Below are 18,575 nucleotides of genomic sequence, written 5' to 3' on the forward strand. Positions count from 1 at the left end.
CGGCTCCCGGCCCCGCCGCGCGGGGCCGGGCTCGGCCGGTCAGCCCGTGGTCCGCTTGCGGCGCTCGTTGAAGTCGCGCATCCGCTGCGGATAGCCGACCAGCCGGACGTCGTAGACCGGGATCGCCAGTTTGTGGGCGAACCGCCGGGCGCCGTCCGGGCCGTCGATCCGGCGCCGGGTCCATTCACCGTCGTGCGCGATCAGCATGACGGTGGTCTCGGTCACGGTCGTCCGGGGCTCGATGAACGCCTCGACACCGCGCTTCGACCGGACGAACTGTTCAAGATGGTCAAGATCCGCACGGCTGGCGGGACGATCACCCGCCGCGACAACCGCCTTCTTGCGTCGGCGAAACCAGGCCAACCCGACCCTCTCCTCCCCGGCACGCCGCCCTGCGGCGAAAGTGGCGACTTCCGCGGCAAGCGTACGTCCCGACGACGTGTCCTTGGGCACCTCGGTACGCGGCCCGCTTCCACTAGTGACAAGATGACCGAGGTGGGCGGTCCCCGGTCCCAACTGGTAAGTCCGGAGAAAGTCCACGCCCCGCCGGCCGGAGAACCCGACCGGGGGCGGCGGTATGCCCGGTTGACCGGCATCACCCTCGTAGCAGCGACGCGACCTGGGAGTTAACTGTGAGCGAGCCGAACGGCGGAACGTTCGATGTCGTCATCCTCGGAGGTGGCAGCGGCGGGTACGCGGCGGCGCTGCGCGCCGCCCAACTGGACCTCTCGGTCGCGATGATCGAGAAGGGCAAGGTCGGCGGCACCTGCCTGCACAACGGCTGCATCCCTACCAAGGCGCTGCTGCACGCGGCGGAGATCGCCGACCAGACCCGCGAGTCGGAGCAGTTCGGCGTCAAGGCCGAGCTGGTCGGCATCGACATGCCCGGCGTCAACGCCTACAAGGACGGCGTGATCTCGCGGCTCTACAAGGGCCTGCAAGGGCTGATCAAGGGCGCCAAGATCACGCTGGTCGAGGGCGAGGGCAGGCTCGTCTCCGCCGACACCGTCGAGGTGGCCGGCACCCGCTACACCGGCCGCAACATCATCCTGGCCACCGGCTCGTACGCCCGGACCCTGCCCGGTCTGGAGATCGACGGCGAGCGGGTGATCACCAGTGACCACGCGCTGACCCTGGACCGGGTACCGACCTCGGCGATCGTGCTCGGCGGCGGCGTGATCGGCGTCGAGTTCGCCAGCGTCTGGAAGTCCTTCGGGGTCGACGTCACGATCATCGAGGCGCTGCCCCGACTGGTGGCGGCCGAGGACGAGGAGTCCTCCAAGGCGCTGGAGCGAGCGTTCCGCAAGCGCGGCATCGGGTTCAAGACCGGCAAGCGCTTCGAGAAAGTGGAGCACACCGAGAAGGGCGTCAGGGTCACCATCGAGGGCGGCGAGACCGTCGAGGCCGAGGTACTGCTCGTCGCGGTCGGCCGTGGCCCGAACACCGCCAACCTCGGTTACGAGCAGCAGGGCGTCAAGCTCGACCGGGGCTTCGTGCTCACCGACGAGCGGCTGCGTACCGGCGTGCCGAACGTCTACGCGGTCGGCGACATCGTGCCCGGCCTCCAGCTCGCGCACCGGGGCTTCCAGCAGGGCATCTTCGTGGCCGAGGAGATCGCCGGCCGCAACCCCGCCGTGATCGACGAGAACGGCATCCCCCGGGTCACCTACTCCGACCCGGAGCTTGCCTCGGTCGGGCTCACCGAGGCCCGGGCCAAGGAGCAGTACGGCGCCGACAAGGTGAAGACCTACAACTACAACCTCGGTGGCAACGGCAAGAGCCAGATCCTCAAGACCGCCGGCTTCGTCAAGCTGGTCCGGGTCGACGACGGTCCCGTGGTCGGCGTGCACATGGTCGGCGCCCGAGTCGGCGAGCTGGTCGGCGAGGCGCAGCTCATCTTCAACTGGGAGGCGTACCCGGCCGAGGTGGCGCAGCTCATCCACGCCCACCCCACCCAGAGCGAGGCGCTCGGCGAAGCCCACCTGGCCCTGGCCGGCAAGCCGCTGCACGCACACGCCTGACCACAGAATCTCCGCGCCGCCCGGCGACAACCGGGCCAGGATCGCACAGGCCACGAAGGAGTCGTTAAAGATGCCGGTATCGGTCACCATGCCCCGGCTGGGCGAGAGCGTCACTGAGGGCACCGTCACCCGGTGGCTGAAGCAGGAGGGCGACCGGGTCGAGGTCGACGAGCCCCTGCTCGAGGTTTCCACCGACAAGGTCGACACCGAGATCCCCTCCCCGGCGGCCGGCGTGCTGGCCCGGATCGTGGTGAGCGAGGACGAGACCGCGGAGGTCGGCAGTGAGCTGGCGGTGATCGACGGCGACGGTGGGCCGGGCGGCGAGGCCCGGCCGGCCCAGCCGGAGCCGGCCGAGCCCGAGCCCTCCCCGGCCGAGGCCGCCCCGTCGGCCGAGGTGGCGGAGCCGGCCAGTCAGCCGGAGCAGCCCGAGCCGGAGACCGTCGCGGCGCAGACCGCGCCGGCCGGCGACTCGGGCACCGTCGTCAAGCTGCCGGCGCTGGGCGAGAGCGTCACCGAGGGCACCGTGACCCGCTGGCTGAAGGAGGTCGGCGACACCGTCGAGGCCGACGAGCCGCTGGTCGAGGTCTCCACCGACAAGGTGGACACCGAGATCCCCTCCCCGGTCGCCGGCACCCTGCTGGAGATCCGGGTCGGCCAGGACGAGACCGCGCCGGTCGGCGCCGACCTGGCGGTGATCGGGGTCGCCGGCGGCGCCGCACCGGCGAAGCCCGCCCCCGAGGCCGCGAAGCCGGCCCCCGCCCCCGAGCCCGCGAAGCCGGCGGCGGAGCCGGCCCGGCCGGCGGCACCGGCGGCCGGTGCGTCCTACCAGACTCCGGCACCGGAGACCGAGCGTTCCGCGCAGCCGGTCCGGACCGAGCAGGCGGCCCAGCCAGCCCCGGCGCCCACCCCGGCCCCCACGCCGGCTCCGGCACCATCCGGCGAGAACGGTGCCGGGTACGTCACCCCGCTGGTCCGCAAGCTCGCCAGTGACCAGGGCGTCGACCTCGCCACGGTCAGCGGTACCGGGGTCGGTGGCCGGATCCGCAAGCAGGACGTACTCGAGGCGGCGGAGCGGGCCCGCGCAGCGGCACAGGCCCGGGCCGCCCAGCCGGCCGCGGAGGCCGCCGCTCCGGCCGTACCCGCGGCGAAGGCGGCACCGAGCCCGCTGCGGGGCAGCACCCAGAAGCTGCCCCGGATCCGCGCGGTCATCGCCAGGCGGATGCAGGAGTCGCTGCACGAGATGGCGCAGCTCACCACGGTCGTCGAGGTGGACGTCACCAGGGTCGCCCGGCTGCGGGCCAAGGCCAAGGACACGTTCTTCCAGCGGCACGGGGTCAAGCTGTCGTTCCTGCCGTTCTTCGCGCTGGCCGCCGTCGAGGCGTTGCAGACCTACCCGGTGGTCAACGCCCGGATGGACCTCGACGGTGGGACGATCACCTATCCGGAGGCGGAGCACCTCGGGATCGCGGTGGACACCGAGCGCGGCCTGATGGTGCCGGTGATCCACAACGCCGGTGACCTGAACCTGGCCGGGATCGCCCGGCGGGTCGCGGACCTCGCCGAGCGGACCCGAACCAACAAGATCAACCCGGACGAGATCGCCGGTGCGACCTTCACGCTGACCAACACCGGCAGCCGGGGTGCGCTCTTCGACACCCCGATCGTCCCGGCGCCGCAGTCGGCGATGCTCGGCACCGGCGCGGTGGTCAAGCGTCCGATGGTGGTCACCGACCCGCAGCTCGGCGAGGTGATCGCGCCGCGCTCGATGGTCTACCTGGCGCTCTCCTACGACCACCGGCTGGTCGACGGCGCGGACGCCGCCCGGTTCCTGACCGCGATCAAGGAGCGGCTGGAGGCCGGCCAGTTCGAGGCCGAACTCGGGCTGTCCTGACCGCACCAACGCGTCGTGCGGGGCGTCCGGCCGTCGGCCGGGCGCCCCGCACCCGTTTCCGTCGGACGCCGGCTGCGCGACGACGCCGTTGCGGACCGCGTGGGCGAAGATACGGAGATGCGTATCCTGATCGCCGGCGCGTCCGGCTGGCTCGGCACCCGTCTGACCGATCGGCTCCGGGCGGCGGAGCACGACGTCGTCCGGCTGGTCCGGCGCCCGGCGCAGGGGCCGGAGGAGGTGCGCTGGGATCCGGCCGCCGGCCAACTCGACCCGGCGGCGCTCTCCGGTGCCGACGCGGTGGTCAACCTGGCCGGCGCCAACGTCGGCGACCAGCGCTGGACCCGCGGCTTCAAGGAGATACTCCGGGCCAGCCGGGTCGACAGCACCGCGACGCTGGCCCGGGCGATCGCCGCGCTGCCGGCCGAGCGGCGTCCCCGGGCGCTGCTGAACGGCTCGGCGATCGGCTGGTACGGCGACACCGGCGACCGTCCGGTCGAGGAGGAGGAGCCGGCCGGCGACGGTTTCATGGCCGACCTGTGCCGGGTCTGGGAGGCGGCGACCGCACCAGCCGAGCAGGCCGGGGTACGGGTGGTACGACTGCGCATCGGCCTGCCGCTGGAACACTCCGGTGGGCTGCTCAAACCGCAGCTGCTGCCGTACCGGCTCGGGATCGCGGGCAAGTTCGGCAGCGGGCGGCAGTGGATTCCGTGGATCTCGATGGCCGACTGGCTGGCCGCGATGACCTTCCTGCTGGAGCGCGAGGAGATCGCCGGGCCGGTCAACGTCGTCGGCCCGACGCCGGTGACCAACGCCGAGTTCACCAGGGAGCTGGGCCGGGCACTGCGCCGGCCGACCGTGATGCCGGTGCCCGCGATCGCGCTGCGGATCCTGCTCGGCGAGCTGTCGGTCGAGCCGTTGCGCAGCCTCCGGGTACTGCCCGGGGTGCTGAACCGGGCCGGCTTCGCGTACCGGCATCCCGACCTGCCCAGCGCGCTGGGTGCGGCGCTGGCCGGGCGCTGAGCGGGGCCGGAGACTGCGAATCAGCGCACGCCGGGATGCCGCAGCAGCCAGGCCCGATACTGCGAATCAGCGCACGCTGGACGCGGCACCGGCCCGGCCGGAGACTGCGGATCAGCGCACGGTGGACGCGGCACCGGCCCGGCTGGGGAATGCGAATCAGCGCATGCTGACGGCCTAAACAGCCACCAGAAGCGAGAAGGTGTGTAAAAGTAATTTCACCTTCCGTACCGGACAAAATCTCCGGCACCGGACGGCCGCCCGGCGGGTCCGGTCGGGAAGGCGATCCGCGCCGCGAGCGGCGCCGCCAGGCTGGAGGCTCGATGACCGTGCAGGACCGGACCGGCCGACCGGCCGTCCCGACCCGACCGCGCCGGGCGGTCGCCGCCGCACTCGCGTTCTCCGTCGGCCTGGCCGTCGCCGGTACGGCGGTCGCGGCGGCCAGCCGGCCAGCCGGCCGGACCGCTGTCGCGCTGGCCGCCGCCGAGCCGCCGGAACCCGGCACCGTCACCTTCCGGGTGGTACCCGCGCCGACGACCGCGCCACCGACCCCGCCCACGCCGCAGCCGCCCACCCCTCGGCCGACGCCCTCGGGCCACCTTCCGGTCACCGGCGGCGGCGGTGACCCGGCCTCGGGCTGGCTGCCGGCGCTCGGCGCACTGCTGGTGCTCACCGGCACGCTGATCGTGGTGGCCGCCCGCCGATCCCGCCGCCCGGGCGACGCGGGGCCCACCGGGTAGCCGGCCGGACCCCGCGCCGAACCCGGTCAGCAGTCGCGCAGCTCCGGGGACTGGTTGCGGACCTGGGCGAGCGGCGAGACGAACGACCGGTACGTCGTCCCGCCCACCGCCCCCAGCCGGAACGCCGCCACCCGGTGGCAGTTCTGGAACGCGAGGCGTACCCCGAAGTGGCGTTCCAGCCCGCCCCGGATGGCGTCGCTGGCCAGTGCGCGGAGCAGTTGGCCCCGCTCCGCCTCACTCGGCGGCGGTACGGCGTGGTCGGCGTAGTCGGCCGTGGTCGCGTGGACCCGGGCCGAGACCTCGGCGACCACCGCCCAGGCGTACGGCAGGGACCGCCGGACACAGTCGACGAACTCCTCGTCGTCGACTCGGCCGGCCTCGGCCCGCTCCAGCAGTGCGGCGGGTACGTCCAGGGACATCTCTCTCCTCCTGTCGTGGATTCGATCCGGTCCGGGCCGAGCGACCCGGACCGGCGACACATCTCGACCGGCCCCGACGGCGGGACCGACCAGCGGACCAGCCAGCAGCGCAGTCAGCGGACCGGCGCCTGTGGACCGGGTACGAAGTCGGGGTCCACCTGCCCGGCCAGGTCCTCGCCGACCCGGTCGTTCGCCCAGGCGACCGCGTTGCGCAGGTGGAACTCCACCGCGTGCCGCTGGAAGGTCGCCCAGTCCTGCACCTGCTCGTCGACGGTGACCCGGAGCAGGTCGAGCGCGGCCCGGTTGCCCGGCTCCAGGGCGTGCGCCGGCCCCGGTACGCCCCGTTCGGCGCTCTTCACGTAGTCGGAGCGGGTCAGCCAGGTGAGCAGGTCGGCCCCGACGTGCTGGCGCAGGAACTCCACGTCACCGTGGTCGTCGACCTTGTTGCCGACCACGTGCACCCGGACGCCGTACTCCCGGGCGTAGCCGACGTACTGCCGGTAGACGCCCATGCTGCGCAGGGTCGGCTCGCAGACGAGGAAGGTGGCGTCGAACCGGGTGAACAGTCCGGAGGCGAACGAGTCGGCCCCGGCGGTCATGTCCACCACCACGTACTCCCCCGGGCCGTCGACCAGGTGGTTTAGCAGCAGTTCCACCGCACCGACCTTGGCGTGGTAGCAGGACACCCCGAGGTCGTCGGCGCCGAACGGCCCGGTCACCGCGAGCCGGACGCCGGCCACCTCGCGGACCACCGCCGGGTAGAGCGGGTTGTCGCCGTCGACCGGCAACAGCCGGGAGCCACGGCCCGGCGGGGTGGTCTTGACCATCGCCGCGGCCGAGGAGATCCGGGGGTTCTCGCCGCGCAGGTACTCCTTGATCTGCGGCAGGTGGTCGCCGAGCGTCGGCAGCCGGGCCGCCTCCTCCTCGGTGGCGCCGAGCGCGGTCCCGAGGTGCTGGTTGATGTCGGCGTCGATGGCGAGCAGCGGCGGCGGGCCGCCGTCGGCCGGGCCGGCGGCGGCGAGATGCCGGGCGAAGAGGGCTGCCAGCGTGGTCTTGCCACTGCCGCCCTTGCCGACGAACGAGATTTTCACTGTACGGGTCCTCCGGTGCAGTCTGCGACGTTAATCCAATTGGAAATCATTTCCATCAGATTCGTCAAGCTGCCCGCTTCCTCGGCGTGTCGGAGCGGGGTTGGTAACCTCCGGCCCGTGCCGCTCTCCCCGCCCGCGCTCGCCGGGCCGACCTCGCCGCCGCCCGCGCCCCCGGCCGCCCGACGGAGCCGCCGGACCGACCTGCTCGTCGCGCTGGTCGCGATCGTCGGAGCAGGCTGGGTCACCAGCGGACTCTGGCTCGACCCGGACGGGCGGGCGATCACCGTCAACTCCAGCGACCAGGCCCTCTTCGAGTGGCTGCTCGCGTACGGCGCGCACGCGCTCACCCACGGGCAGAACCCGTTCTTCACCGACCTGGTGAACGTGCCGGACGGGGTCAACCTCGCGGTCAACACCTCGGTCACGGTGTACGCCGTCGTCTTCGCCCCGCTCACCTACCTGATCGGCGCCCCGGCCACCTTCCTGGTGGTGCTCACCGGCAACATCGCCGGCACGGTCTTCGGCTGGTACTGGCTGCTCTCCCGGAAACTCGTCCGGAGCACCCCGGCCGCGGTCCTCGGCGGGCTCTTCATCGGCTTCGCGCCGGGCCTCGTCGCGCACGCCAACGCCCACCTGAACTGGAGCGCCGGCTGGGTGGTCCCGATGCTGCTCTGGGGGGTACTCCGGCTGCGCCAGCCCGGCCGCTGGCTGCGCAACGGGCTGCTGCTCGGGGTGCTGGTCGCGGTCGCCTTCTCGATCGCCGCCGAGGGGCTCTTCTTCACCGCGCTGGCCTGCGGCGTCTTCCTCGGCACCTGGGCACTGGACCGGGGCCGCCGAGCCGAGACGCGGGCCGCGCTGCCGGACTTCCTGCGCGGGCTCGGGGTCACCGCGCTGGTGGCGTTCGTACTGCTGGCGTACCCGCTGTGGCTGCACTTCCTGGGCCCGCAACGGTTCCACGGCACCGGCTTCGACCCGGTGATCCACGCCGAGGACATCGCCGCGTACGGGGCGTACCCGCAGCGGACCCTGGCCGGGGAGGCCGGGCTGGGCAGCTCGCTGGCACCGAACCCGACCGAGGAGAACTCCTTCCTCGGGCTGCCGCTGCTGGTGCTGGCCGTACTCTGCTTCGTCGTGCTGTGGCGGCGGGCCGCCCCGGAGCGCCGGGCCACCCTACGGGCGATCGGGGTGACCGCGCTGGTCTTCGCCGTACTCTCCTGGGGCCCCCGGGTGAAGATCTTCGGGATGCACACCGACATCCCGCTCCCGTACGCCCTGCTCGGCCACCTGCCGGTGTTCAACGCCGCCCTGCCGTCCCGGTTGGCCCTGGTGGTGGCGCCGCTGGTCGGGCTGCTGCTGGCGCACACCGTCGACCTGCTCCGGGCCAGTCCGCTCTCCCGACGGGCCAGGGCCGGCTGGACGGCCGGGTTCGCCGTGGCACTCCTGCCGCTGGTGCCGGTACCACTGCTCAGCACGGCTCGGGAACCGATCCCGGAGTTCGTCACCGCCGGCACCTGGCGGCAGTACGTCTCCCCCGGCGGGGTGCTGACCCCGCTGCCGCTCACCCTCGACCTGGCCCCGGACGGGCAACGCTGGCAGGCGTACGCGCTGAGCCACCGGCAGGGCGAGTTCCGGATCCCGTCCGGCTTCTTCCTCGGCCCCGGCGGCCCGGACGGACGGGGCCGGATCGGGCCGGTGCCCCGGGCCACCGACGCGCTGCTGATGCGGGTGGCCGAAACCGGCGAGCGGCCGGTGATCACCGACGCCGACCGGGCCGCCGCCCGGGCCGACCTGCGCTACTGGCGGGTCGAGGCGGTGGTACTGGCCGACCGGGCGCACGGGGCGAAGTTCCCGCTGCACATCGACGCGCTCCGCGAGGTCACCACCGCCCTCCTCGGACCACCGGAGCGGGTGTCCGACGTCTGGCTCTGGCGCCTCACCCCGTGACGCCTTCGTGATCCCGTGGCGTCCGGCTCGCCCCGACCGGCCGGACGCCACCGGATCATGTGGAGTCAGCGTGCGTGGTGAGGATGCCGAGCGCGTAGGCGGTGGCGACCAGGGCGAGCATCAGCACGGCGACGCGGCGGAACCTGCGGGTCAGCCCCGGCAACTCGGCCGGTAGGGCGAAGACCCGGCGCGGCCAGCCCCGCCAGGAGACCCAGCAGAACAGGCCGGTCGCGGCGGCCAGCAGCACCGCCTTGCCAGCGACCACCGCCCACCACCCGGCCGTCCGCTCGGGAGCCAGCAACACCAGGGCGAGCCCGGTCGCCCAGAGCACCCCGACCAGCCCCACCACCGGCCACCGGTTGCCGTGCGCCAGCACCCGCTGCGCGTCCTCCACCCGCTCGGGGTCGTCGAACATCCGGGTCAGCTTCGGTTGCACCACGAAGAGGCTGTACGCCATCGAGCCCAGCCAGAGGGCCGCGACCCCGGCGTGCACCAGGACGATCCCGATCGGCAGCGCATCCATCCGGGCATCATGCCCGCTCGCGCCCCCACCCGGCTGACCCGCGACTCCGACGGCCGCCCTGACGGTCTGACCCGCGACCCGGGCGGCCCGGCGGGGGCCGAGGCCGTCGCCCCGGTGCAGCGTGCCTTCGCCTGGTGACTCCGGCCACGAACCGGAGCGACTGGCCGGTAGCGCACTAGGCTGGAGCGGTGACCAGCACTGTTGCCGCGTTGACCAGCGTCCGGCTCGGGACGGTGGACTATCTGGCGGCCTGGGACGAACAGCGTCGGGTGCACGAGGCGGTGGTCGCCGGAGAGCTTCCGGACAGCGTGCTGCTGCTGGAACACCCGAGCGTCTACACGGCCGGCAAGCGCACCGAGCCCTGGGACCGGCCGATGGACGGTACGCCGGTGATCGACGTGGACCGGGGCGGCAAGATCACCTGGCACGGCCCCGGCCAGCTCGTCGGCTATCCGATCCTCACGCTCCCCGGGGCGGACACCGGACTGCCGGTGGACGTCGTCGCCTTCGTCCGGCGTACCGAGCAGTTGCTGCTCGACGTCTGCGCCGAACTGGGACTGGGCACGGTCATGCTGGTCGAGGGACGCAGCGGCGTCTGGGTACCAGCCGACGAGCGCGGGCCGGAACGCAAGGTGGCCGCGATCGGCATCCGGGTGGCCCGGGGCGTGACCCAACACGGCTTCTCGATCAACTGTGACTGCGACCTCGCCGCGTACGACCGGATCGTCGCCTGCGGGCTGCGCGACGTCGGCGTCACCTCACTCACCGCCGAACTGGCCCGCCCGGTCACCGTCGCCGAGGTCCTTCCGATCGTCGAACGCCACCTCCCAACCCTCCTCCCCTGACGCCACTCGCCGAGATCTTGACGACTTGGTGCGGTCGGGACTACTGCGGTCGGGACTACAAGACGTCGTCAAGGTCTGGCTTACCTCCGGCAGCGTAGGTGGCCGGGCGGGTGGTGTTCACGGGGTGAGGCGGTGCAGGTCGCGCGGGAACGCGGTGACCTCGCGGACGTTCGTCGCTCCGAGCAGCCTGGCCACCATCCGCTCCAGGCCGATGGCGAAACCGCCGTGCGGTGGCATGCCGTGCCGGAACGCGTCCAGATAGCCGGCGTACGGCTCGACCGGCTCGCCCCGCTGCGCGAGCGCGGCGAGGTAGTCGGCGTACCGGTGCAGCCGCTGGCCGCCGGTGACCAGCTCCACGCCCCGGAACAGCAGGTCGAACCCGTTCGAGTACGCCCGCGCCGGACCGCCCGACGGGGTGTCCTCGGTCGCCGGGTGGGTGTAGAAGGGGCGCTTGGCCAGCGGATAGCCGGTGACGAAGAGGAAGTCCGAGCCGTGCTCGGCCCGGGCCCAGTCGCCGAGCGCCCGCTCGTGTGCCGGGGCGAGGTCGGGCTCGTCCGGCGGTGCTCCGGCGATCGCCAACGCCTCGGTGAAGTGCACCGCCGGAATCTCCGGCGCCGGCAGGTCGAGCCGGCCCGCCCCGGCCCCGGTCACCCGGCCGGCGAGCCGCCCGAGCCGACCCTCGACCTCGCCGTGCCGACCCTCGACCTCGCCGAGCCGGCCCTCGACCTCGCCGAGCCGACCCTCGACCTCGCCGAGCATTCCGGCCAGCACGTCGCGGAGCAGCCGCATCACGTCCCGGTGGTCGGTGACGAAGCCGAACTCGACGTCCAGCGAGGTGTACTGGGCCAGGTGCCGGGTGGTGTCGTGCGGCTCGGCCCGGAACACCGGCCCCACCTCGTAGACCCGCTCCAGCACCCCGACCAGCATCTGCTTGTAGAACTGCGGCGACTGGGCCAGATAGCCGGGCCGGCCGAAGTAGTCGAGGGCGAAGACGTTCGCGCCGCTCTCGGTGGCGGCGGCGACGATCTTCGGGGTGTGCACCTCGACGAAGCCGAGCCGGTCGAGGGCGGCCCGGAAGCCGGCCACCAGGGCGGCCGAGATCCGCAGCGCGGCGGCCCGACCGGGGTGCCGCAACGCCACCGCCGCATGGTCGAGCTGGGTGGGTAGCGCCGCGGTCAGCTCCGGGCGGTACACGTCGAACGGTGGCGGCACGGCCGGGTCGCCGAGCGGTCGTACCGTCGGATCGACCAGCTCGACCCCGGCGGGCGCGGCGGGGTTGCCGACCACCCGGCCGGTCACCTCCAGCACCGACTCCTCGGGCAGGTCGGCCAGCCGGGCCCGCAGGTCGGCAGCGGTCACCACCACCTGGGCCAGCCCGGCGGCGTCCCGCAGGATCAGGAACGTCACCGACTTGAGTTGCCGGCGGCGGTGCACCCAGCCGGCGGTGGTCACGGTCGCGCCGACGTGCGCGGAGAGGGAGGCGGAGAGGACACGTGGCACCTGGACTGCTCCTCGGTGTGGTCGCGGCGCGCTCGACCCGAACGCGCCGGTGGCCCCGGGGAGTGTGGGCGAGCGGGTACTCGCGGTGCCACCACACCTTCACCGCCGACGCCACGGCCGGCGGCCTCGTTCGTGGCCCGTGACGCGGGCCGGGTCGGCGGGTTCTAATGGGCGCCGAGACGCCGTTCTTCCCGCAGCTCGGGAGGGTCTTCCCAGCCCGGCCGGAGATCACCTTCCAGCGACGGTGACTCTCTGGACTCCGGTTGTCGGGCTGGTACTCGGCTCCGTCCACGCTCTGCCCGGAGGGTAGCCGGGCCGGTCGGCGTTCTGACACCGAATATCCCATCCGGCGTGAGTGGTATCACCTGGTCCGGCACGTGAGGCCGGTCGCCTCCGGTCGATCGGCCGACCCGTGACGCGTAGGCTCGGATTCGTGACCATCGAGCAAGCCGCGCCATCCACCGCCGCCGAAGCCGGAGGGGTGAGCGTCGTGACCGCACCGGAGATCCGTACCGGCCATCCCGTCGCGCCGGAGGGGCGCCGGCTGCTGCGGGTCGAGGCCCGCAACGCGGCGACGCCGATCGAGCGCAAGCCGCCGTGGATCAAGGTCAAGGCGAAGATGGGTCCCGAATACACGCAGCTCCGTGGACTGGTCTCCCGGGAGGGTCTGCACACGGTCTGCCAGGAGGCCGGCTGTCCCAACATCTACGAATGCTGGGAAGACCGGGAGGCGACCTTCCTGATCGGCGGTGACCAGTGCACCCGCCGGTGCGACTTCTGCCAGATCGACACCGGCAAGCCGGCCGACTTCGACGCGGACGAGCCGCGCCGGGTCGCCGAGTCGGTGGTCGCGATGGGCCTGCGGTACGCCACCGTGACCGGCGTGGCCCGGGACGACCTGCCGGACGGCGGCGCCTGGCTCTACGCCGAGACGGTCCGGCAGATCCACGGGCTGACCCGCCGGGAGCAGCAGCCCGGTGCCGAGCAGGCCGGCGCCGCCGAGCGTGCCGGCGGTACTCGCGAGCGTGCCGGCGCTGCCGAGGAGGCCAGCGGGACCCTGGACGGCCTGCCGCACTGCGGGGTGGAGTTGCTGGTCCCCGACTTCAACGGCAACCCGGAGCAGCTCGCCGAGGTCTTCGGCGCCCGCCCCGAGGTGCTCGCGCACAACGTCGAGACGGTACCCCGGATCTTCAAGCGGATCCGGCCGGCGTTCCGCTACGAGCGCTCGCTCGACGTACTCACCCAGGCTCGGGCCGCCGGGCTGGTGACCAAGTCCAACCTGATCCTCGGGCTCGGCGAGGATCGTGCCGAGATCTCCCAGGCGCTACGCGACCTGCACGCGGCCGGCTGCGAGCTGGTCACCATCACGCAATACCTCCGCCCGACGCCCCGGCACCACCCCGTCGAGCGGTGGGTCCGGCCGGAGGAGTTCGTCGAGCTGCGCGAGGAGGCCGAGGAGATCGGCTTCGCCGGGGTACTGAGCGGGCCGCTGGTCCGCTCGTCCTACCGGGCCGGCCGGCTCTATCAGCAGGCCGTCGAGGCCCGGACGGCACCGACCGCCAGCTAACCCCGACGGCCACCGCGCGGTGACTCCGGTTGCCACCGCCCGATAACTCCAACGGCCACCGCCCGGCAACTCCAGTGGCCTTACTCCAGTGGCGGTTTCGGCCAGCTCTCTGCCACCTTCAGCCGGCTCGTCCACCCCCGAGGGCGAGCCGGATCGGACGTGTCGCACCGTGTTAGATTCCGGCCGCCAGCCGGGAGGTGCTTGCCGGCAACACGTCGAAGGTGATGAATAGAAGTATGACAGCACCCCACACCGTCATCATCGGCGCCGGCCCCGCCGGACTGACCGCGGCGTACGAGCTGACCAAGCGGAACGCCACCGTCGACGTGTTCGAGGCCGACGACGTGGTGGGCGGGATCAGCCGTACCGTCGAGCGCGACGGCTGGCGGTTCGACATCGGCGGGCACCGCTTCTTCACCAAGGTCCCCCAGGTCGAGGCGCTCTGGCATGAGATCCTGCCCGCCGAGGACTTCCTGCTCCGGCCCCGGATGAGCCGGATCTACTACCGGGGGAAGCTGTACGACTATCCACTCAAGGCCGGCAACGCGCTGCGCAACCTCGGCATCGTCGAGGCGCTGCGCTGCGTCGGCTCGTACCTCTGGGCCAAGGTGGTGCCGCCGAGGGACCAGTCCCACCTCGCCGGCTGGGTGACCGCCCGGTTCGGCCGGCGACTCTTCGCGCACTTCTTCAAGACGTACAACGAGAAGCTCTGGGGCGTACCGGCGACCGAACTCTCCGCCGACTGGGCGGCGCAGCGGATCAAGAACCTGTCGCTCTCCAACGCGGTCCTCAACGCGCTGCTGCCGAAACGCAACCAGAAGGACATCACCAGCCTGATCGAGGAGTTCAACTATCCGAAGCACGGCCCGGGGATGATGTGGGAACGCTGTGCCGAACTCGTCGAGAAGCGCGGTGGCCGGGTCACCCTGAACACCGGGGTCACCGCCGTGCATCGGGCCGGCGGCCGGGCGGTCGCGGTCACCGTGGACGGGCCGGACGGTCCGCGCCGCGTCGACGCCGACCACGTGGTGTCGTCGATGCCGATCTCGCACCTGGTACTGGCGATGGACCCGCCCGCCCCACCGGCCGTACGCGCCGCCGCGCAGGAGCTGTTCTACCGCGACTTCCTGACCGTCGCGCTGGTGGTACCGGCCGAGTTCAGCTTCCCGGACAACTGGATCTACATCCACGCCCCGGAGGTGCAGGTCGGCCGGATCCAGAACTTCGGCTCCTGGTCGCCATACCTGGTCAAGGACGGGCGGACCTGCCTCGGGCTCGAATACTTCCTCAGCATCGGCGACGAGTTGTGGAACAGCCCGGACGCCGACCTGGTCGCCCTCGGTACCGCCGAGTTGGAGCGGCTCGGCCTGGTCCGCCCCGGCTCGGTCGAGGCCGGCTACGTCGTCCGGATGCCCCGGGCCTATCCGTTCTACGACTTCGCCTACAAGGAGAACGTCGCGACGATCCGCGACTGGCTCGCCGCCGAGGTGCCGAACGTGCACCCGGTCGGCCGCAACGGGATGCACCGCTACAACAACGCGGACCACTCGATGATGACCGCGCTGCTCTCGGTGTCGAACATCCTGGACGGCACCGATCATGACGTGTGGACGGTCAACGTGGAAGAGGAATACCACGAGGAGAAGGGCCCGGGCGAGCACGGCACCGGCCGGGCCGCCCCGGTGCTGCCCCGCGACCCCGTCCCGAGCTGACCCCGTCCCAAGCTGCCCCGTCCCGAGCTGACCCCGCCCCGAGCTGACCCGCCCGATCAGCCGAAGCCGCTCGCGACACCGCCGCTCAGCCCGCTGCCGTCCCGCCGCCGTGCCGCCAGTCAGTCTGCAGGGACGCCGGTTCAGGTCGGAGGACGCCGGTCAGGGGTCGAGACGTCGCCGTCCCTCGGAGGACGCCGGTCAGGGGGTCGAGGCGTCGCCGTCCCGGGGCTGCCGGTCGAGCAGGCCCAGCCGGTGCGCGACCGCCGCCGCCTCGATCCGGTTCGCCACGTCCAGCTTGGCGATGATCCGGGACACGTGCACGCTCGCCGTCTTCGGCGAGATGTAGAGCCGCTCGGCGATCCGGCTGTTGCTGTGCCCCTCCGCGACCAGCCGCAGCACCTCCTGCTCCCGAGCGGTGAGCAGGTCGGTGCCGGGCGCCGCGCCGGGCCCGGCCCGCAACCCGAGCCGCCGGGCCAGCGTCGCCGCCTGCTCCCCCAGCGGTACGGCCGCCAGCTCACCCGCGATCGCCGCCGCCTCCTCGAGCGCGCTCGCCGCCAGCGTCCGGTCCCCGCTCGCTGCCGACGCCTCGGCCAGCCAGAACAGTGCCCGGCCGAGCGGATACCGCTGACCGTCCACCCGCCACGCCGCCACCGTCTCCTGCCAGCGCGACACCGCCTCGGCCGGGTCGGCGAGCGTCGCCGACACCTGGGCCGCGTACGCCAGCTCGGCCGGATAGCGGGCGGGGATCCCGTCGGCCGCCGACCGTACCCGCTCGGCGAGTTCCCGGTCTCCGGCCGCTCCGGCGGCCCGGGCGGCGGCGGCGAGCGCCGGCCAGGCGCACCGGGGGTCGGTGTCGAGCTGCCGGCCGAGCAGGGACCGGACGGTCTCCACCGCCACCGCGACGTCCCCGGCGACCAGCGCCGCCTCCAGCCGCAGCTCGTAGAGGGGCAACTCCAGCGGCAGGTACGGCCGGCGGAGGAAGCCCAGCGCCCGGGCGACCAGGTCGTCGGCACCCGCCTGGCCCCGGGCCAGCCGCAGCCCGGCCCGCAACTGCAACCAGTGGTAGCCGGTGATGCCGGGCAGGTCGAGCCGAGCCGCCTGGCCACACAGCTCGTCGGCCTCGTCCCAGCGACCGAGCGCGATCAGTGCCTCGGCCTGGTTGGAGAGCAGGAAGGCGCCGGTGGAGCGGCTGATCCCGACCCGCCTCGCCTCGGCGTACCCGGCGGCAGCCGCCTCGGCCGACTCGGCGTACCGGCCGACCTCGCAGAGCGCGTCGGAGCTGACCACCAGCGCGGTCACCAGCGCGGACGGGTCACCCGCGGCCCGGGCCAGGTCGACGGCGCGGCGCAGGTCGGCCAGCCCGGCGTCGGGCGAGACCTGGCGGCTGCACACCCAGCCGGTGGCGAGCGTCGCGCTCAGCATGGCGTCCTCGTCAGCCAACGCGGTCGCCGCGGCCAGCGCCTCGGTGGCCATCCGCCCTCCCTCGGCCCGGTCCACCCGGGCGACCTGGAAGGCGATGTCGGCGAGCAACCGCACCCGCTGCGGATCGCCGTTGATCTCGGCGACCAGCGCGTACGCCGCACGCAGATCCTCGGCGCCGTCGGACTTGCCGAGGATCCGGAGCAGCCGGCCGCGCAGCAGTCGAACCCGGGCTGTCCTGACCGGCTCGGCGGCACCGTCCAGTTCGGTCAGCATGGCGCGGGTCAGCGCCAGCGCCCGGCTGTAGTCGCCGGCGGTCGAGGTCGCCGAGAGGATCGCCTCCAGCAGGGCCAGATGGTCCCGGCCGAGCCGCTGCTCCGCGTCCGGCACCTGCTCCCAGAGTTCGAGGACCCGCTCCAGCAGCCGCGCCTGCTCGGCGTACGCGTACCGGGAACCGGCCGCCTCCGCGGCGGCCCAGGCCGCGGTGAGCGCCCGGGGATAGTCGTGTGCCGCGTACCAGTGGTGGGCCAGTTCGGCCGGGGCCCGACCGTCGGCGGCGAGCTGCGGCTGCGCCTCGATCGCGGCCGCGTACCGGGCGTGCAGCCGCGCGTGCTCGCCGGGCAGCAGATCCTCGTGTACGGCCTCCCGGACCAGCGCGTGCCGGAACTCGTAGCCGCCGTCCGGATCGGCGACCACGAGTTGGGCGGCGACGGCGGCCCGGAGCGCCTCCTCCAGCTCGGTCTCCGGCACCCCGGCAACCTCGGCGAGCAGTTCGTGGGCGATCCGGGTACCGCCGGCACCGGCGATCCGGAGCACCCGCTGGGCCGGCTCGGGCAGCCGGTCGACCCGGGCCAGCAGCAGATCGCGCAGCGTGTCCGGCAGGTCGGCACAGCCGCTCGGGTCGCTCGCCGCGGCGAGTTCCTCGACGAAGAACGGGTTGCCCTGGGTCCGGTCGTGGATGGTGTCGATGGCCCGGTCGCTGGGCTCGAAGCCGAACAGGTCGGCCAGCACCTGCCCGGTACCCTCCCGGTCCAGCCGGTCCAGTTCCAACCGCTCGACGCCCCGGGCCCGGTCCAGTTCGGCCAGGAACGGGCGGAGCGGATGCCCCCGGTGCAGCTCGTCCGAGCGGTAGGTGCAGATCAGCAGTACCCGGGCCGGCCGGACCGCGCGGGTCAGGAAGGCGATCAGGTCCCGGGTCGACCGGTCGGCCCAGTGCAGGTCCTCGATCACCAGCACCAGTGGGCACTGCGCGGCGAGCCGGGTGAAGAGCCCGGCGACCAGCTCGAAGAGGTAGCCCCGGTGCGGGTCCAGGGAGAGACCCGGACCGTCCGAGGCGGTCCGGGTGTCGGCGCCGGCCGGTACCGCCCCGAGTCGGTCCAGCTCCGGCAGCAGGCGGGCGAACTCCCGCTCGTACCCCTCGAAGGCCGCCGGCCCGTCGCGGCGCAGTACCTGGCGGAGCGCGGCGGCGAACGGTGCGAACGGCAGGCCCTGCTCACCGAGTTCCAGGCACTGGCCGACGAGGAGCTGGTTGCCGCCAGCGACGGCGTACCGGCCGAACTCCTCGATCAGCCGGCTCTTGCCGACGCCGGCCTCGCCGCCCACCAGCAGCGCGGCCGGCTCGTCGGCCCGGACCCGCTTGAGCGCGTCGCGCAGGACGGCGAGTTCGGACTGACGGCCGACGAGGACGCTGCTGGCGGCACGAGTGGTCACGGGATCGAGAATGCCACGTCGGGCGGGATCCTCGAAGATCCGAACTCCCGCCCCACCGCCGACCGGCGGCCCGGGGCGGCCGGCGGGTGGTGCTGCCGGCCGCCCGGGCGGCCCGGTGGGCCCGACGCCGCCGCCGGTCGTCGGGTCGGGGCCGCCCGTCGGGGTGCCGGTGACGC

Annotated in this window: 15 protein-coding genes; 9 read left to right on the forward strand and 6 right to left on the reverse strand. The window is 73.2% G+C overall.

What is annotated here, in order from left to right; all coding sequences use genetic code 11:
• Nucleotides 1–39: 39 nt before the first annotated feature.
• Entirely contained in the window at nt 40–363 is a 324-nt protein-coding gene (locus tag Pma05_RS10810; RefSeq protein WP_203857205.1) for a hypothetical protein, read from the reverse strand.
• 269 nt (nt 364–632) lie between these two features.
• Here Pma05_RS10810 and lpdA point away from each other — a divergent pair, with 269 nt between their 5' ends.
• The 4 genes from lpdA to Pma05_RS10830 all read left to right on the forward strand — a co-directional run bounded on the left by lpdA (nt 633) and on the right by Pma05_RS10830 (nt 5,669).
• On the forward strand, nt 633–2,021 hold the full coding sequence (lpdA, locus tag Pma05_RS10815) for a dihydrolipoyl dehydrogenase (RefSeq protein ID WP_203857206.1): 1,389 nt from the start codon (nt 633–635) through the stop codon (nt 2,019–2,021).
• Nucleotides 2,022–2,091: 70 nt separating this feature from the next.
• The gene (gene sucB, locus Pma05_RS10820) at nt 2,092–3,912 is read left to right on the forward strand and encodes a 2-oxoglutarate dehydrogenase, E2 component, dihydrolipoamide succinyltransferase (RefSeq protein ID WP_203857207.1); all 1,821 of its coding nucleotides are present in this window, start codon (nt 2,092–2,094) and stop codon (nt 3,910–3,912) included.
• Between the two features lie 117 nt (nt 3,913–4,029).
• Complete coding sequence (locus Pma05_RS10825; RefSeq protein ID WP_203857208.1) at nt 4,030–4,932, forward strand: TIGR01777 family oxidoreductase; 903 nt, start codon at nt 4,030–4,032, stop codon at nt 4,930–4,932.
• Between the two features lie 320 nt (nt 4,933–5,252).
• Nucleotides 5,253–5,669 (forward strand): hypothetical protein, encoded by a 417-nt coding sequence (locus Pma05_RS10830; protein WP_203857209.1) that lies wholly within the window; start codon nt 5,253–5,255, stop codon nt 5,667–5,669.
• A 26-nt stretch (nt 5,670–5,695) separates the two neighbouring features.
• On the opposite strand, the gene Pma05_RS10835 is transcribed toward Pma05_RS10830, so the two are convergent.
• Nucleotides 5,696–6,088, reverse strand: a complete 393-nt coding sequence (locus tag Pma05_RS10835; RefSeq protein ID WP_203857210.1) for an SCO5389 family protein — start codon at nt 6,086–6,088, stop codon at nt 5,696–5,698.
• A gap of 113 nt (nt 6,089–6,201) precedes the next feature.
• Nucleotides 6,202–7,179 (reverse strand): ATP-binding protein, encoded by a 978-nt coding sequence (locus Pma05_RS10840; protein WP_203857211.1) that lies wholly within the window; start codon nt 7,177–7,179, stop codon nt 6,202–6,204.
• A 117-nt stretch (nt 7,180–7,296) separates the two neighbouring features.
• Between Pma05_RS10840 and Pma05_RS10845 the strand changes: the two genes are divergently transcribed.
• Nucleotides 7,297–9,123, forward strand: coding sequence for a DUF6311 domain-containing protein (locus Pma05_RS10845; protein WP_203857212.1), 1,827 nt, complete (start codon nt 7,297–7,299; stop codon nt 9,121–9,123).
• Between the two features lie 55 nt (nt 9,124–9,178).
• Here the strand turns inward: Pma05_RS10845 and Pma05_RS10850 are convergent, their stop codons facing one another.
• Nucleotides 9,179–9,646 carry a hypothetical protein gene (locus Pma05_RS10850; RefSeq protein WP_203857213.1) on the reverse strand — a complete coding sequence of 156 codons (468 nt, stop codon included), beginning with the start codon at nt 9,644–9,646 and terminating at the stop codon, nt 9,179–9,181.
• Nucleotides 9,647–9,655: 9 nt separating this feature from the next.
• Here Pma05_RS10850 and Pma05_RS43435 point away from each other — a divergent pair, with 9 nt between their 5' ends.
• Both Pma05_RS43435 and lipB read left to right on the forward strand, forming a co-directional pair.
• The gene (locus Pma05_RS43435; protein WP_275414674.1) at nt 9,656–9,784 is read left to right on the forward strand and encodes a hypothetical protein; all 129 of its coding nucleotides are present in this window, start codon (nt 9,656–9,658) and stop codon (nt 9,782–9,784) included.
• Nucleotides 9,785–9,834: 50 nt separating this feature from the next.
• Nucleotides 9,835–10,491 (forward strand): lipoyl(octanoyl) transferase LipB, encoded by a 657-nt coding sequence (gene lipB / locus Pma05_RS10855; RefSeq protein WP_203857214.1) that lies wholly within the window; start codon nt 9,835–9,837, stop codon nt 10,489–10,491.
• A gap of 117 nt (nt 10,492–10,608) precedes the next feature.
• On the opposite strand, the gene Pma05_RS10860 is transcribed toward lipB, so the two are convergent.
• Nucleotides 10,609–11,991, reverse strand: coding sequence for an aspartate--tRNA ligase (locus tag Pma05_RS10860; RefSeq protein WP_203857215.1), 1,383 nt, complete (start codon nt 11,989–11,991; stop codon nt 10,609–10,611).
• 433 nt (nt 11,992–12,424) lie between these two features.
• On the opposite strand from Pma05_RS10860, the gene Pma05_RS10865 reads away from it, so the two are divergent.
• Nucleotides 12,425–13,558 carry a lipoyl synthase gene (locus Pma05_RS10865; protein WP_372441451.1) on the forward strand — a complete coding sequence of 378 codons (1,134 nt, stop codon included), beginning with the start codon at nt 12,425–12,427 and terminating at the stop codon, nt 13,556–13,558.
• 236 nt (nt 13,559–13,794) lie between these two features.
• A complete protein-coding gene (locus tag Pma05_RS10870; RefSeq protein ID WP_203857217.1) occupies nt 13,795–15,270 on the forward strand; it encodes an NAD(P)/FAD-dependent oxidoreductase in 1,476 nt (491 codons plus the stop codon).
• Nucleotides 15,271–15,468: 198 nt separating this feature from the next.
• Here the strand turns inward: Pma05_RS10870 and Pma05_RS43440 are convergent, their stop codons facing one another.
• On the reverse strand, nt 15,469–18,399 hold the full coding sequence (locus tag Pma05_RS43440; protein ID WP_275414675.1) for an ATP-binding protein: 2,931 nt from the start codon (nt 18,397–18,399) through the stop codon (nt 15,469–15,471).
• Between the last annotated feature and the right edge of the window lie 176 nt (nt 18,400–18,575).

Source organism: Plantactinospora mayteni, from assembly GCF_016862935.1.
In the GTDB taxonomy this organism is placed as follows: Bacteria; Actinomycetota; Actinomycetes; order Mycobacteriales; family Micromonosporaceae; genus Plantactinospora; species Plantactinospora mayteni.